The organism is Bacillus aerius, from assembly GCF_029894105.1.
GTDB classification, from domain to species: domain Bacteria; phylum Bacillota; class Bacilli; order Bacillales; family Bacillaceae; genus Bacillus; species Bacillus altitudinis.
In genome coordinates this window covers 837,827-852,472 of sequence record NZ_JARYHO010000001.1, presented here as the reverse complement: position 1 = coordinate 852,472, position 14,646 = coordinate 837,827, and the positions used below count along the sequence as shown (strand labels likewise).

15 protein-coding genes and 2 pseudogenes are annotated in these 14,646 nt (G+C 40.6%); 3 read left to right on the top strand and 14 right to left on the bottom strand.

The annotated features are described in order from the left end of the window. Nucleotides 1-94 precede the first annotated feature (94 nt). The 4 genes and pseudogenes from ntdP to fabL all read right to left on the bottom strand — a co-directional run bounded on the left by ntdP (nucleotide 95) and on the right by fabL (nucleotide 2,185). A complete protein-coding gene (gene ntdP / locus M2353_RS04320; protein WP_008341956.1) occupies nucleotides 95-625 on the bottom strand; it encodes a nucleoside tri-diphosphate phosphatase in 531 nt (176 codons plus the stop codon). A gap of 147 nt (nucleotides 626-772) precedes the next feature. Next, entirely contained in the window at nucleotides 773-1,033 is a 261-nt protein-coding gene (locus tag M2353_RS04315; RefSeq protein WP_073415697.1) for a YgaB family protein, read from the bottom strand. A 174-nt stretch (nucleotides 1,034-1,207) separates the two neighbouring features. Next, nucleotides 1,208-1,357: pseudogene (locus M2353_RS04310) on the bottom strand (gamma-type small acid-soluble spore protein); the annotation flags it as partial. Between the two features lie 75 nt (nucleotides 1,358-1,432). Next, nucleotides 1,433-2,185, bottom strand: a complete 753-nt coding sequence (gene fabL / locus M2353_RS04305) for an enoyl-[acyl-carrier-protein] reductase FabL (RefSeq protein WP_007496726.1) — start codon at nucleotides 2,183-2,185, stop codon at nucleotides 1,433-1,435. A gap of 81 nt (nucleotides 2,186-2,266) precedes the next feature. Between fabL and M2353_RS04300 the strand changes: the two genes are divergently transcribed. Beyond that, a complete protein-coding gene (locus M2353_RS04300) occupies nucleotides 2,267-2,491 on the top strand; it encodes a hypothetical protein (RefSeq protein WP_008341962.1) in 225 nt (74 codons plus the stop codon). On the opposite strand, the gene mutY is transcribed toward M2353_RS04300, so the two are convergent. Further along, nucleotides 2,478-3,578, bottom strand: coding sequence for an A/G-specific adenine glycosylase (gene mutY / locus M2353_RS04295; RefSeq protein WP_284725020.1), 1,101 nt, complete (start codon nucleotides 3,576-3,578; stop codon nucleotides 2,478-2,480). The two genes, M2353_RS04300 and mutY, sit on opposite strands and share 14 nt — an antisense overlap. Nucleotides 3,579-3,769: 191 nt before the next feature. On the opposite strand from mutY, the gene M2353_RS04290 reads away from it, so the two are divergent. Continuing rightward, entirely contained in the window at nucleotides 3,770-4,750 is a 981-nt protein-coding gene (locus M2353_RS04290) for a metal-dependent hydrolase (RefSeq protein ID WP_008341965.1), read from the top strand. 946 nt (nucleotides 4,751-5,696) lie between these two features. Here M2353_RS04290 and cmr6 read toward each other — a convergent pair. From cmr6 to M2353_RS04245, 9 genes and pseudogenes are all read right to left on the bottom strand, one after another. Then, a complete protein-coding gene (cmr6, locus tag M2353_RS04285) occupies nucleotides 5,697-6,473 on the bottom strand; it encodes a type III-B CRISPR module RAMP protein Cmr6 (protein ID WP_284725019.1) in 777 nt (258 codons plus the stop codon). Next, entirely contained in the window at nucleotides 6,470-6,838 is a 369-nt protein-coding gene (gene cmr5, locus M2353_RS04280; RefSeq protein WP_041090765.1) for a type III-B CRISPR module-associated protein Cmr5, read from the bottom strand. Before cmr5 ends, cmr6 begins: the two co-directional genes overlap by 4 nt. Continuing rightward, complete coding sequence (gene cmr4, locus M2353_RS04275; protein WP_284725018.1) at nucleotides 6,835-7,704, bottom strand: type III-B CRISPR module RAMP protein Cmr4; 870 nt, start codon at nucleotides 7,702-7,704, stop codon at nucleotides 6,835-6,837. Before cmr4 ends, cmr5 begins: the two co-directional genes overlap by 4 nt. Before the next feature lie 13 nt (nucleotides 7,705-7,717). Continuing rightward, entirely contained in the window at nucleotides 7,718-8,950 is a 1,233-nt protein-coding gene (gene cmr3 / locus M2353_RS04270) for a type III-B CRISPR module-associated protein Cmr3 (protein ID WP_284725017.1), read from the bottom strand. Continuing rightward, a complete protein-coding gene (cas10, locus tag M2353_RS04265) occupies nucleotides 8,943-10,754 on the bottom strand; it encodes a type III-B CRISPR-associated protein Cas10/Cmr2 (protein WP_284725016.1) in 1,812 nt (603 codons plus the stop codon). Before cas10 ends, cmr3 begins: the two co-directional genes overlap by 8 nt. After that, a complete protein-coding gene (cmr1, locus tag M2353_RS04260; protein ID WP_284725015.1) occupies nucleotides 10,724-12,031 on the bottom strand; it encodes a type III-B CRISPR module RAMP protein Cmr1 in 1,308 nt (435 codons plus the stop codon). The genes cas10 and cmr1 overlap by 31 nt, the downstream gene beginning before the upstream one ends. A 15-nt stretch (nucleotides 12,032-12,046) precedes the next feature. Continuing rightward, on the bottom strand, nucleotides 12,047-12,928 hold the full coding sequence (locus M2353_RS04255) for a DUF6602 domain-containing protein (protein ID WP_284725014.1): 882 nt from the start codon (nucleotides 12,926-12,928) through the stop codon (nucleotides 12,047-12,049). Between the two features lie 522 nt (nucleotides 12,929-13,450). Beyond that, nucleotides 13,451-13,672, bottom strand: coding sequence for a sigma-O factor regulator RsoA (rsoA, locus tag M2353_RS04250; RefSeq protein WP_268356833.1), 222 nt, complete (start codon nucleotides 13,670-13,672; stop codon nucleotides 13,451-13,453). Continuing rightward, nucleotides 13,620-14,221, bottom strand: a pseudogene (locus tag M2353_RS04245) (sigma-70 family RNA polymerase sigma factor). Before M2353_RS04245 ends, rsoA begins: the two are co-directional and overlap by 53 nt. 166 nt (nucleotides 14,222-14,387) lie before the next feature. Between M2353_RS04245 and M2353_RS04240 the strand changes: the two are divergent. Further along, complete coding sequence (locus tag M2353_RS04240; protein WP_073415715.1) at nucleotides 14,388-14,552, top strand: YvrJ family protein; 165 nt, start codon at nucleotides 14,388-14,390, stop codon at nucleotides 14,550-14,552. The last annotated feature ends 94 nt before the right edge of the window (nucleotides 14,553-14,646 follow it).

The following is a 14,646-nucleotide window of genomic DNA, read 5'->3' as shown; positions in this document are numbered from 1 at the left end:
TAAATCTCCTTCCCAATCTATCAGTGCCTCTTATCCGTACGCAATCAAAAACCTGTTGGCTTTGAAAAGCCAAACAGGTTTTAGCTGCTGTTACTTATTTTGTATAACGCAAAAAACGTTCATACCACATATCCACAAATTCTGGAGCAAACGGTCCCTTCCGCTGGTGAATCCAATGCAGTAATGTATTTAGATGCTCTCGTAAGATACTATCGATTTCTTTTGGATAATTCATCTGCCTCTTATGATCTGCATATTCATCCTCATCCAAAATATTATACGTCATGTCTGGAAAGACTTTGACATCTAAGTCGTAATCAATATACTTAATCGCCTCTTCATCTGTCGCAAAAGGAGAGCTGATGTTGCAGTAATAATACACCCCATCATCTCGAAGCATCCCAATGACATTAAACCATTGTTTTGCATGAAAATAGCAAATAGCCGGTTCTCTTGTCATCCATGTACGGCCATCGGATTCAGTCACCATTGTTCGATCGTTTGCACCAATGATACACAATTCCGTTGCTTTCAGAATGGTGGTTTCATTCCAAATCCTGTGGATCAAGCCATTATGTTTATAGCTTTGAATTTGGATGGTTTCTCCTTCCTTGGGATAGCCCATATTTTCTCCCCTACTTTCTATAACAAACAAACCTAACAGTCCAAAGACCTAATTTCCCAACTAAACATGTCTCTATTATATTATACCGTTACATCATTAAAAAATGAAATGAAAAAGCCATTCAACCCAATTGAACGGCACACTCTTTTACATGACGGTTGAGCTCTTCTCCATTTGTTTATACGAATTGATAACTTGTTCAGTCTGTTTTGTAAATAGTGTTTGGACTTTTTGCAGTTCCTCTCGTTTCTGTTTGATTTGATCACGAAGCTTATGCCGCTCTTCCTTTTTTTCACCTTGCAGCAATCGTTTTTCTGTCTCTAAGTACAGATCGAGTTCTCCTTGTACATCGAGCAGCTGATCCATAAGCTGCATTTGTTCTCTGACTAGCTGGTCGAAATCAGACATCTAACTCCTCCCTTTCATTCGTATCGACTTTTTGTATCTATACCATTTCTTGAAAGAAGGAAGAAGTCCTTTGACTGTTTATGTAGAGGTTTTACAGGTTTTGTCGGATAGTGATGACAGGCAAAAAGAAAAGCACTTCATTCGTAGATGAAGTGCTTCCCTTTGTTTCAGTGATTAGCTGTTTTGTTGTTTGTTTTGCTCAGCTTTTTGGTTGTATTTTTTTACGTGCTGTGCGTCAGTCTCGCTAGCAAATTCAGTGCCATATTGACCGCCTTGTGCAGCAGCTTGGTTTTGTTTTTTCACTTGTTGTGCGTTTGTTTTGTTTTGTTGTTTATCCATCATTATCACCTCCACGCACATTAATTTGTGCAGAAGGTGTACATCTTATTCATGATTTTTTTAAACAAGCAAAGAACGTCCGCCATCGACGATAATCGTCTGTCCTCTAATCATATCTGCTTTGCCTGATACAAGGAATTCTACACTGTCGACCATGTCTTTAATTTCCACCATACGGCCTGCTGGTGTATTTTTCTTAGCGTCTTCTAATAGCTCTTCACGATTTGGGAAGTGCTTGAGTGCATCTGTATCAATGGCGCCGCCTGATACGGCATTCACGACGATATTTTTTTGTGACAGCTCAACGGACAGGTAGCGTGTCAAAGCTTCTAGTGCTGCTTTAGATACACCGACCACCGTGTAGTTTTCAAGGTAGCGGATAGAGCCTAGTGAGCTAATGCTGACGATATGTCCGCCGCCGTTTTTCTCCATTAATTTGGCTGCTTCTTGTCCGCAGAATAACAAGGCTTTCGCATTGATATTCATGGTCCAGTCCCAATGATTTTCTTCAAGATCCATGATTGGGCGCTGAACGCCAGATGCCGCATTGTTCACAAATACGTCTAAACGGCCAAACGTTTCGTCAATTTGCTGGAACATGTCTTTGATTTTCTCTGGCTGACCAACGTTGGCTTTGACAACTAATGTTTTAACACCCATCGCTTCAATTTCTTCAGCTGTTTCAAGTGCTGCTTTTTTGCTTCTTGCATAGTTAATGACAATGTCATATCCTTTTTCAGCCAGGCGAAGGGCTACTTCTTTCCCGACACCTCTACTGCTGCCTGTAATTAGTGCACATTTACGCTTGTTCATTATGGTTCATCTCCTGATTTGTATAGTTTTCGTCCATTCGCTTCACACTAATAGGAAAGTTCCTATTAGGAGGTTACATTCATGTATGTCGGACGCGATTTAAGCCAGCTTGGCATGATGTCAAAGGATCAATGGAAAGATACTGAGCTTGCTTTTTTTCATCATGCTTTCCAACAAATTTTACCTTATTTAAACGAAGAAGGGCAATCTAAGTATCGAGAAATCATTTCTGAAATTGAAAACCGCGGGGGTCTGCACCGAAATGAAGCCGATTATACCCATGGTACAACGGTTAAGTATGACTAGGCTGTTCAAGTGCCATCTTCCATATTTTTTGATGTGAGACTGGCAAAGCATATGCCTCAAATTCTTCTGTTGTGACTTTTTTCAGCATCGTGTCATCAGATACAGAGGTCACACGTCCAAAGAAAACAGAAATATTCCAGATGAGGTGGGTAAATACATGTTGAATGGTGCCTTCTAAATCACCAAGTTCTGCTTGTACACCCGCTTCCTCTTTTAAGAAATCAATCAGCTGCTCTTTTTCCGTTTTTCTTCCCTTCATTGTTTCCATGTTTGGGAACTCCCATAAATTCGCAAGCAGACCTGTACTTGGACGCTTATGAATATAGAGGTGGCCTGCATCATCAAATAACACCACGGCTGCCATTGATTTCGCAGTCGGCTTTTTCTTTTTACTTTTCACCGGCAGCTCATGCTGAACGCCTTCCTCCAGTGCTGAGCAATGCATGTTTACAGGACAAATGAGGCATGCAGGAGAGGTTGGGGTGCAAATAAGTGCACCTAGCTCCATTAGCCCTTGATTGAATTCTGACGGCTTTTCCCGGGAAATGAGCTGATCAACCGCAAATTCGAAAATGTTTCTCGTTTTTGGTTTTGCAATATCATCCCATATGGACAAGATACGGGAAATGACCCTCATCACGTTGCCGTCTACCGCAGGGTATGGCTTGTTATAAGCGATACTCAGCACTGCGCCGCTCGTATACGGACCTACACCTTTCAGCTTTGAAAATTGTTCTTTCGTATCAGGGACAACGCCCTCGTAGGATTCATATACTTCTTTCACAGCAGCCTGTAAATTACGCACTCTTGAGTAGTAGCCCAGACCTTCCCATGCTTTCATGACTTTTTCTTCATCAGCTAAAGCAAGATCCTTCACCGTCGGGAATTGCTCCATAAACCGATTGAAGTACGGAATGACCGTATCCACTCTCGTTTGCTGAAGCATCACTTCTGATACCCAGACGCGGTATGGATCTTGATTTTCACGCCATGGAAGTGTTCGTTGTTCTTTTTCATACCAATCGATTAAATCATGCTGAAAACCCGCAATATCTTTGCGGTCCAGCTTTTCTTGAATGTCTTTCATCTCTATACTCCTTCTTATCGAACCGAGAGCTAACGTTCTGAAAAGAACCTTATTTGTTGTATACTGTTTGTAGATACGTTAACATGTTACATTAAATCGGGATAAAGCAAAAGTGATTTTGCACATAGTCTTGATGAGAAACGTATACTTTGTATGATTGTTCCTAAGCATGACAACTAGGAGGTAATCAATTGGACACTGGTACTCATGTAGTAATGGGCATTTCTCTTGGGGGACTTGCGCTTTTAGATCCAGCCGTCAGCGCAGATCCACACATGGCACACGCCGTGATGATCGCGACCATCGCCGGCTCCCAAGCACCAGACATTGATACTGTGCTAAAACTAAAAAATAATGCAGTTTATATAAGAAATCACCGGGGATTTACTCATTCCATTCCGGCTGTACTGTTTTGGTCATTGCTAATTCCTGCTGTGATTTTCCCATTTGTGCCGGGGGCGAATTTACTTCACCTTTGGTTATGGACACTATTAGCCGTCGTGCTTCATGTGTTTGTCGATATATTCAATGCATACGGCACACAGGCCATTCGTCCATTTTCAAAGAAATGGGTAGCGCTTGGGATCATTAACACGTTTGATCCGTTTATCTTTTTTACCCATCTTGTCGCCATTGTCGTTTGGGCGATTGGCGGGCATCCCGGCTATACGTTTATTACGCTGTATGCCGTGATTTTCTGTTATTATATCGTCAGGGTCATCATGCAGCTTCAGATTAAACGTCAGCTGCGTGCACGATTCGATGAAATTGAAGACATTATTATTTCGCCTACAATGAAGTTCAGACAATGGCGCATTGCCGTGAAATGTAAATCCTCTTTCCATGTTGGACGCAGTATGAATGGTGAGATCATCATTTTAGACACCTTTAACCGTGTGCCGGTCCCTGATACAGAGATTATGAAAATTGCCAAGCAAGACGAAAACATTTCAGCCTTTCTCTCCTTCTCCCCTGTCTACCGGTGGGAAGTGGATAAATACAAGGACCATTATGAGGTACGGTTCATTGATTTGCGCTACCGCAGCAAAGGTCACTATCCTTTCGTCGCGATCTGCCATATCGACATGGACCACCAAATCAAAAATTCCTATACCGGCTGGATTTTCAGTGAAGAAAAACTGCAAAAAAAATTAAGACTCGGCTCTGTGTGAGCGAGTCTTTTTTTGTTGTGTAGGGCTTGAATTATTCATATGTGTAGATTTTGAACTGGATAGTACTTGAATTTGTATAAAACGCAGAAACTGTGATCTATGCACTCATGGAGAGTGCGACAAAATACAATGTGTTTGCGAGCCTTGTCATCGCTATTTCAATCCACGCACTCATGTAGAGTGCGACTGCGATTTTCGCCCTAATTATAACATTTTTTAGGAAATGATCGTCAAAACCCTTAAGTTTCTATATAGAACTTTGTTTTCACTCCTAAAAAATATACATTTTTTCTCATTTTTGTCGAATGAAACGGTGCGAATGTTCCAGGGATTTTATGTTCACCTCACATTCGCACCGACTTTTTCTAGTCTGAAATCTATTTGAATCTTGATAATCATATTTATTATTTCAGCAACAACTTTGAATTTAATTAAATACATGACTACTGAGAGGCAGAGTTATGTTTTTCACAATTATTAATCTACACACTCATGTAGAGTGCGACGCATGAAAAGAAAAAGCACCCTGTTGCCATTTGAATTTCAATCCACGCACTCATAAAGAGTGCGACCTTCCCATCCAGATGCTAAGTATCTGTTTGAAGAATTTCAATCCACACACTCATGGAGAGTGCGACGTTGAAGGGGAGGGACAAGCTGTGAAGATCATGATTTCAATCCACGCACTCATGTAGAGTGCGACCCGGCTGGTCAGGCGTTAGTAAGCCGGAAACCGAAATTTCAATCCACGCACTCATGGAGAGTGCGACTGCAATTTCCGCCCTAATTATAACATTTTTTAGGGAATGATCGTCAAAACCCTTAAGTTTCTATATAGGAATTAAGTTTTCACCCCTGAAAAATATACATTTTTTCTCATTTTTGTCGAATGAAACGGTGCGAATGTTCCAGGGATTTTATGTTCACCTCACATTCGCACCAAGTTTCATGAAATGTCGTCGTCCATTTTAAGTCTTCCATAACCTGCATTTGTTTTAGCACCGATTCCTTCGTGTTCTAAAGCGCCTAGTAAGATGGTTTTGGCGAGTTCGAGCCATTCCGCTTCTTCTGGTAGATTCTTTTTTGTTTTCAATAGAAGTTGAAAGCGGCCGTTGACCACCGTTAAGAAATGGATCGGTGTTGGTGAGTCATCGTCTCGAGGGGCTGGAACACTTCCCCCTTTTTTCATCTTATCTAGCTTGACGCTGTTGTAGTCTGAATGATGTGGTGTCATCACATCCACTTTGAATGCTTCTCCTACCGTCTCAGGCATCATGAGCGCATCATGAAATTCAATCATGCCAGCACGGTCGTTTGTTCCAAACAATGTGTTGTAATCACTACCACCTTGTTTTAGTTCTGGAAACTTTTCACCTAATACAGAGTGGGCATAATGAGAGGCTACGCCTTTTAAAGCTGTTCCTGGTAAATAAGGAACGCCGTATATCGGGTGTAATAACAATCCCGTTTCAAGTACACCCTCTCCTCCATGTCCAATGACTAACGGCGATATGGATTTGACTAAGCATGTGGGGTTCGTATCGGTATAATATCGTTCCACAAATATTTCATACAATAAGCGATTTTTCCCCCATTGTTTTCGATGTAGACTCAATACGTTTTCATAAAAGGATTGCTTCTTCGAGCTGTCATTTATAACGTTCGACAATGTAGAACCATTAATCTCCCATTTGCTTTTGTTTAAGGTTAATGACAGATTCATTGGATGTCCTCCACATTTTCCGCCCCTTGTTCCACCTTTAAAATAGATTCCGCATATCTTTTTAACCAAACAGATGCACTTAAAGCTTGTCTTGATTTGATTAAGTAATCTCGATTGGAAGCTGACCAATCTCCTTGTATATCTAGTGTTTCTTTTATATCCTGAACGAATTGTTGATAAGCATTTCCTTTTTTTGATTTTGCTTCAAAAAATGTAATAGTGAGCCTTAATCCATTTGTTAAGATCATTGAGGCGAATCTGTGACAGAGTTGTCCATATTGATTTGAGAAATTCTCCTCATTCGTTTTGGCATTCATCACATGTTGATACGCTTTCTCAGCATAATGATGTTGAATGAGTTTCATGAGCCCTCCCCTCCTGTCATGCGCCAGGATACTCTTCCTTTACCTACGTTTGTGTTTCCACCTAATTGAAGATGCATCTGTTTTTCTAGTTGATTTAAAAGTTGATGTCTAACAGATAAATCATTGCTTCCATCGACACGATCACACCACATGAGCCCATAAAATATGGCTTCTGCTGGTACATACTCTTCATACCAGAGAGCTCCTTTACTAACTGTTTGGGTTTCATGATCAATTCTAATACGAGGTGTCACTTCAGAATTCATGGTGACAATGTATTGAAAAACGTCATCACTTACAATCACAAATCGTTCTATCCAAAGAGTTTGTGATTGTTTATCGTCGAATAAAAGTTTGGCCATCTGTTCAGCAAAATCGGTTAGTTGTTGAGATTTTTTTGCAGCCCCTTGAAATTCACCTAGATATAATTCGTCATTCTCTACTAATTTAGAATTCATGGTGACTAGCGTGCTTGATTCTTCTATGAGATCAGGGATATCCAGCGATACGCCTAATGCTTTTGCATCGCGGGCTAATCTTTTCAATATGAGTGGACTTGCCACATATCCAAATGTACCGTATCTACTCGCCACCGGGAATGAAAATAACCGGCCATCTGTCATGACGACTGCTCCTGCACTTCCATCTTGATCTCCTTGTGTACCAAATACTTTTTGTACGAATGTGTCTTGTCCTTTCGCGCGATAATGTTCACGCTGCACGCCTTTGATACTGCTTCCAGGTATAATTGGCCATTCTGTGACTTTTTCTCGTTGAATGGGCATATCAATCACGCCAACTCCTTCACCCGCTCCAATATGGAGGGGGGATAAACAATGTATCCAAAACCAACGGCTTGCTTCCATCGTCTCACTCCTCTTATTCATTCGGTTTCCATGTTCCCCAAAGTGCTAACCCGCAGCCATCTTCACGATCAAACGCTTCTTTGCGCCGGTTACGATCGGACACTGATTGAAGCCACATTTTTTCGGCTAGTTCTGCTGGATCTCCTTCTTCTACTGTAAAGAAGTAAACGCTACCTGCGGGGACTAAGCGGCGTATTGCTTTTTCACGCCCTTTGTCTTTATTTGCTAAGCTCCATCCAGAGATTGGCTGCCAATGTGGAACAGAGGCCCAAACCAATTTGAGTCGTACATTTGTATCAAATAGTGGTTTTGACATGAGCTGTTCATCCAGCCATCCGGGCTGCCATCCTTTACTGAAATAAGCGGGTGTCGCCAATATCATGCGAACATACGGCTTGTTTTTGAGCGATTCTTTAATAGCATCCGGACATGTCCAATCTTGTTGGTATACATGTGGCCGGTCTTCTATATGAGCCAGCCGCCGTTCACCACCGATTGGGTGAATCCCTGAGAAAGGCTTTAATGCTTCTGACTCTTCAGTAGATAAATCTATTCCTGCCTCCAGTTTAAAGTCATCTGGGAATAAGAGCGATTCTGTTGAAAATAGATGCTGATCTTTTGCCTTTTTACTGCCAGTTTCCACCTCAATTTGTGTTCGTTCCTGACGCTGTAATGCTGGAATAAATGCAGGTGGTGTTTCCTTTTTGAAAGAATGATTTTCCTTCTGCATGTGTTGGTATTCAGTCAAGGCTTCCTTCACCTGACTCTCATCCACTGCGTCTGTCAGCCAGTTCACCATCCACTTTAGTGATACAAAAGCAGGCGGCGATTTCATTTTTTTACGAGCACCAGCTCCAATTGGCGGCCATAATGCCTCACTAAAACGGCCTGTTTTTCCTGTACCAAAAAAGCCCTGGCCTTTCGACATCATTCGCTTCGGTCTCACTTGATACATGCCATACTCATCATCGAATAACTCAAGGTCATGAGGCATTGGCACATATAAATGATCATGCCAGCGATATAAAGGACCTCGAACAAGAGATTTTGAATAATAAGAAAGTGGCGTCGTGTGTTTGATTGATTGTCGTTTCTTCGCTAGAGCTGTACGAAGTGTTCCTGCGACCACACTAGGGGGAACATCGTTTAATGAACGCGCCCGTATACCCGGTACACTTTGAAATGGGCGTGCATCACGAATAAGCAGCGGATCAAGCGGTTGAATGTAAAACCATCTTTCAGGCATGTCCACTTACCTCCTCCAGTTGAAGAGTAATGATCATACATTCAGCGATTGTATGTAATTCTTCTAATGTATTCTTCTTCGGTATATACTTCGTAATCAATTGATCGATCCACTCTTTCGTTTCTTGCTCTGTTTTTGCTTCCGTTTTCTTTTTGAATGCAAGACGTCTTATCTCTAGTGGAATGAGTTCATCTAAAATTTCCGGCTGTTTTCTAAAAGAAGACTGTTCGTATGTTTGATACAACTCTCGTAAGCCATATGCAAAGCCATTCGTGAAATAAGACTGTTTTAACCACGCCGTCATCTCTTGGATAGAGGCCACTGGATCTATTTGAAATGAGACTGAGATATTCATTGTGTCTCCTCCGCCTCGCTTTTGGAAATGAATCGCTAATGAATTTCGCTCTTGTTTTGCATATTGTTCAGCCTGACGTGCCATGCTCCTTACTTCTTCGAGAGGCTCAAGCATATGAACGATGGCGATTCCAATTGAAATCGAAGGAGGTGTCTCACTATGTTGATGAGCATTCATCGTTGAAACAAATTCACTTTGTAATTTCCCAGCTGCTTCTAAGCATTTGTGAACCGGTACATAAGCCATGACATCATCTCCACCGCCGTAGATCAATGTACCTTCACATTTGGAAATAATCCCACGAGCCTTTGAAGCAAAAGTTGAGAGCGTTTTAGAAAATGCAATATGGCTTTCTACATGCTGTATATTTCGTAGTTGGCTGCCCATCTTATCTCCATCCGCCATGAGAAAGGCATAGTAAGGTGAAGGTGCTGGTGGTTTAACCGGCTGGCCATGATGCTTGCTGTATTCACCTTTGAAATATTTTTCAAGCAGCTGTGTGATATCATTTTTCGCTTCTGTTCGTGTGGTCCCGATAAGTCCACATTGTTCAAGATAATCTTCTATTCTTCTTTCATAAAAAAGCGATGCCTCACTCCAATCAATAGGAGCTACTTTTAGATTCATATTCTCAAGATATGTTTCTACATCTTTCACATATTGTATGGCTGCTTGCTTCATCTGTTCATTTTGGTCCAACATATTTTGATAGGGAGCAAAAGCTTTATCACATACAGATGGAAATGTCATACTCGGATGCTTATGTAAGGACAATCGTTTGATCACTGAAATCGCATCTAATGATTCATGTTCACCAATTCCCCATTTCGCTAGTTGCGCCACTTGCTGTGGTGTTTTTTTCTTTTGGAAAACAGACTCTCGTCCACCGTCAAGTGATGATTTTGGTTCACCGAATAACGCCCCTGGCTCATTTTGTTTAAAATCTCTTAAAGTCTTCCTTGCCGCCATTAAACCTTCGATTTCTTGAAGAGCCATATGATATGGACTTGCCGACGCATTTGCCGCTTCCTCTTGAGTTTGCATCTCAGTCCACACAGCATAAAATTCTATTAAATCATCTACTTGTCGATTCCATGTGCCTATTTGAATATAAGGATCAACTATTTCTCTAACAAAGTCTGCGTATTCCTTCCATTTGTCATATATTGCTTTTTTCACTTGTCTTGCAACGGATGAAGACTGTTCGTTTGAGATTTCCCCCAATATTTTATTTGGTGCGTTGTTTGGTTCTTCAGAGGATTCGTTGAACACAGGGAAAATAAGCGTTCCACCCAGTTCCTGAAATTTCTTCGCACCTGCTTTACTTAATTCAGATAGAAGAAAAGAGCCAAACCATAAATCACGCGTCCGCCTTGCTTGCGCAATAAATTCTTGAACAGGCCCTATCGAAAATAGCATTAATGTTTGTTTTTGTAATTCTTCTGACAAAATGTTTGCACCTCCTTGCTATGTAAAAAGGCTTGAATCGCCGATGAGTGCGTACGGCCACTCTCGTCTTGTAATGGGTTGTTTGAGTAGGTGGCTGTTGGGTAGATACTTTGTTCATCTGTCACATTGGGCAAAGGCTTTCCGTACCCTAAAAGCGATAACGCTTCGATCTTTGGTTGCTGCAACACCATCACCATGCCCACCGATTCCTTTTGATTAATAGCTAACGGTTTTAAGATGAGTGGTGAAGCCAAACGATCCTTTCCTTTAGGTTGGAGCGTTACAGGATCTGGATCTTTCCCACTATCTTTAGGAGCAAATCGGAACTGAATAGGCAAACCAAATTGAGCTCTAGGAAATGCTTGATATTGAAATGGTTTCTCTTTTGGATAAGGGATGTGATGACCTGATTTAGCCTTACCTGTTAACAGACGAATAGTATCTGCTTCCGGCCAGCAACTTCTTCCCCTTTTTTTGTACGGGTTTGATCTTCTTCGAAATGTTTCATATGTCTGAATGACGGATTGCCAGCATGAGATCATAGATGATGGAAATGCCTGTACTTTGAATTCACGACTAAGCGTCGGCCATTCTCGACTTGATGCTGGCAATTGAATGTCATATTCTAAAAGCTTTTGCTCAAACCATTTTTCCAATTGGCTTTTTGTCCTCTTGTTGTATGGTGAAAATTGCTTGCAATATAAACTGCCACACCCACGTCTCGTTCTTGACCCAATTCCACCGAAGTTGATCCAAGCCCATAATGCTGCTTCAACTTCTTTTTTGATTAATTCAAAATCGGTTGTTTTTTTAGATAACCGGATATTTAAAGAAAATTGCGCCTTCATGAGGTATGGTGTTTTATCTTTCATATTTGAAAGAACATACCGTGGAAAAGGATGATTTTTCTTTTTAAAAAATACTTTTGAATTTCTTTTCACTTCGTCTTTTTCATAATGCGTTACCACTTGAATCTGGCTCGCTTGTTCTGTATGACCAAATATCTCTGCTTCTCTTTTAGATAATTCATTCGCATTTTTGCAGGCAGCTCCTCGAGTTGCACGCCACCAGAAACGAAGATGTCCACGAATCGCACTTTCTCGAATGGGTCTGTCTTGATCAATTGAGTTTGATTTGGGCCCTCCCCCAAACATTGGCGTAACCAAATGAATAGTGAGCGGCTCTTTAAAAAGTCTTTGGTCTTCATGAATTTTTGTGTCAATCGCATGTTTCACATCATGCCAATTCGTTTTGGGTTTACTAGATTCACTTGTCATGTCGCTCTCCTTTCTTCACTTTGGTATCTGTTTCTGAAACAGCTTGGCATATGCATAGTGAGGGAAAAACATGGGATTATTGATGAGCATCAGCAATTGATTTAATTGGAAGTTTAGCGTTAACAGCTCATTGTGATCAATACGTAATTCACTGAGTTTGTTCAAAATCACTTTGTCTTCACTATCATCTTCATTATTTTCTTTCTTTTCTTCATCCTCTTGTTCCCTAGACCTTTCTGGATCATAACAATTTAATTCATTAGCCCACCATCCTAGGTGTTTATCTTCATTAGGAGCTCTTAAATGAAATACACTCTTTTGTTTCATAAGTATAAAGTCAAATGCTTTGTCTAATTTTTCAAACATCCCTGAAGATGAGTTTGCTGTTTGCCTTTTTAAATTACTTGCTAAAATTAAAATAGGACGTGTTCGTTTCTGTGTATCATTTTCAACCATGACAACCCCTTGGGCGGCCATCCTAGCTATTCCTTTTGTTTTCGGTACTAATTTTTTTATATTGTCAGACCAAACTTTTAAATTATCAACATCGAAATTTGAACTTTTACATTCTATAGCAACCGCAACCGCCTCAATCGGTATAAACTTCAACGAATTGTGTTGGAACACATACGGCGTATACTGCTCATCAAAAACGGCAATATCGACTTCGTTAGAATGATTTCCTTCTGAGTCAATAATGATGACACCTTGTGCTAATGAATATTTTTTAGGAATGATTTTCCGAAAAAACTCCAACCACATCACTTCTCTAGAATCTCCTGTCAGCCCGCCATGATTAGAAGCAAAGTCGACTTCTTCGGATATCATGCTGTTTAATCTTTGATAATTCTCTAAGATCAGCTGCTCAACTTTACCGGTTCGCTCCGTTTCACCCAAACCAATTCCTCCTTCACCACATTACGAATGGATAAAATTTGAATCTAAATGACTACTTTTCATTTCGACTTATTTTGAGATTTTTTAAGGTTTATTTAGGAAAAAGAAGAAGAAAAAAACATGACTGCAAGGAGTCATGTTTTCACTGTACAAATGAACAGTATATTTGATGGCTATTTGAAAGAGGATGTTGTAAGAAGATGATCTTTAAGGTAGTCATAACCGTTTAAGACACAATCATTGAAAACCATGCGCACCTCATATATGGGTGCGACAAGAAAAGTAGTAACAAAAGGAGCGTGACCAAGTATTTCAATCCACGCACTCATGTAGAGTGCGACTGCGATTTCTGCCCTAATTGTAACATTTTTTAGGAAATGATAGGTAAAATCCTCAACTTTCAATAAAGAATTTTGTTTTCTTCTTCATGAAATATACATTTTTACCCAGTTTTGTCGAATAAAAAGGTGCGAATGTCCCAGGGATTTGATGTTCACCTGACATTCGCACCATCAGTTCCTCTTACAACTTCGTCATATATTCCACAATAAACTCCCAAAAGCCAGGTCCTTCTTGGTAAATCAGCCGGTCTATTTTTTCGATGAGTTTGATATAGAGTTCTTGTTCGAGGTCTTCTCTTTCTTGATATGCCGTGTTTTGTAGTTTCTTTTTGATCATGGGTGTGAAGGTTTCAATGAGTTCTTCCATTTCTCCATTGGTCATTTTGTCTTCGTTCACGGACATTTCTCCCTGTTTCTTCTTTTAGTTTGTTGAGCGCTTTTTTGTGGATGTTTGAGATGTTTTGTCTTGATTCGCCCAGCCGGTCGGCTATTTCCTTCATCGTTTGGCCTTCGACATAAATATGGGTTAGAACCATTTTTTGTTTTTCTGTGAGCTGCTGATAGGCCTTGTACAATCTTGGGTCTTGCAGGTGCTCCCCTAAGTCTTGTTGGTTAAAGAGCACAGCTTCATACGTATCTGTTTGAACAGGGTCTTTCACTTCTTGCGTATCAGGATGATCGAGTATGAGCGGAAAACGATGCTGCTTTTTTTCACTCGTTTGTCAAAGTCGACTGAAAAGATGCGGATCATTGTGGAAATATACTTGATGATGCGGATTTTTTGATAAAACTGCTTGAACTCGGAATCTAGTTTTTTCGCATTTTCCTCGTTTGGCTCTTCCATGACTTGCCGGAGCAGCTGCTGGTTTTTAGGATTGCTTAAAAATTGCTGAATGAGCGGGTGATCAATTATTTCCTTCCATTTTGCTTTCAATAACAGCCGATAATCCATGTGCATCCTCCCCTTTGTTCTCTCTACTTGCATTAAGTGGACAAAAGTTAAAAAAAGTAAACTTTGTGAAACGGGTCTAATGGTTCATTTTCTCCCCTTTTGATTTCCTATTTCTTCTTTCATACCACTTATAGAGAAGACGAGCATCCGCTGGGAGGTGAGACAAATGGAGACCTTTTTTTCGGAGGAATGGCTGAAGCAGCTCGGTCAGGCTGGATTTCCTGCTATTTTAACGATTTATTTGCTGACACGTTTTGAACGAAAGTTTGATGAATTAAGCAAGCTAATCCAACGATTGGTCGCTGTTCAAAAAAATGATGAATCAGATTGACATCTTCTTGATTCGTTTCACCTTATGAAAACGAGGGCGAAATGAAAGGCCTTTTGTCACCTCACACAATACGATGTTGAAAGGGGATTTTATC

Excerpts from the sequence above, each read along its gene's own strand:
- cmr6 (WP_284725019.1), bottom strand. The coding sequence starts at position 6,473 with ATGAATCTGTCATTAACCTTAAACAAAAGCAAATGGGAGATTAATGGT.
- M2353_RS04240 (WP_073415715.1), top strand. The coding sequence starts at position 14,388 with ATGGAGACCTTTTTTTCGGAGGAATGGCTGAAGCAGCTCGGTCAGGCT.
- mutY (WP_284725020.1), bottom strand. The coding sequence starts at position 3,578 with ATGAAAGACATTCAAGAAAAGCTGGACCGCAAAGATATTGCGGGTTTT.
- rsoA (WP_268356833.1), bottom strand. The coding sequence starts at position 13,672 with ATGTCCGTGAACGAAGACAAAATGACCAATGGAGAAATGGAAGAACTC.
- fabL (WP_007496726.1), bottom strand. The coding sequence starts at position 2,185 with ATGAACAAGCGTAAATGTGCACTAATTACAGGCAGCAGTAGAGGTGTC.
- cmr4 (WP_284725018.1), bottom strand. The coding sequence starts at position 7,704 with ATGGAAGCAAGCCGTTGGTTTTGGATACATTGTTTATCCCCCCTCCAT.
- ntdP (WP_008341956.1), bottom strand. The coding sequence starts at position 625 with ATGGGCTATCCCAAGGAAGGAGAAACCATCCAAATTCAAAGCTATAAA.
- M2353_RS04300 (WP_008341962.1), top strand. The coding sequence starts at position 2,267 with ATGTATGTCGGACGCGATTTAAGCCAGCTTGGCATGATGTCAAAGGAT.
- cmr1 (WP_284725015.1), bottom strand. The coding sequence starts at position 12,031 with ATGACAAGTGAATCTAGTAAACCCAAAACGAATTGGCATGATGTGAAA.
- M2353_RS04315 (WP_073415697.1), bottom strand. The coding sequence starts at position 1,033 with ATGTCTGATTTCGACCAGCTAGTCAGAGAACAAATGCAGCTTATGGAT.
- cmr3 (WP_284725017.1), bottom strand. The coding sequence starts at position 8,950 with ATGCCTGAAAGATGGTTTTACATTCAACCGCTTGATCCGCTGCTTATT.
- cmr5 (WP_041090765.1), bottom strand. The coding sequence starts at position 6,838 with ATGAAACTCATTCAACATCATTATGCTGAGAAAGCGTATCAACATGTG.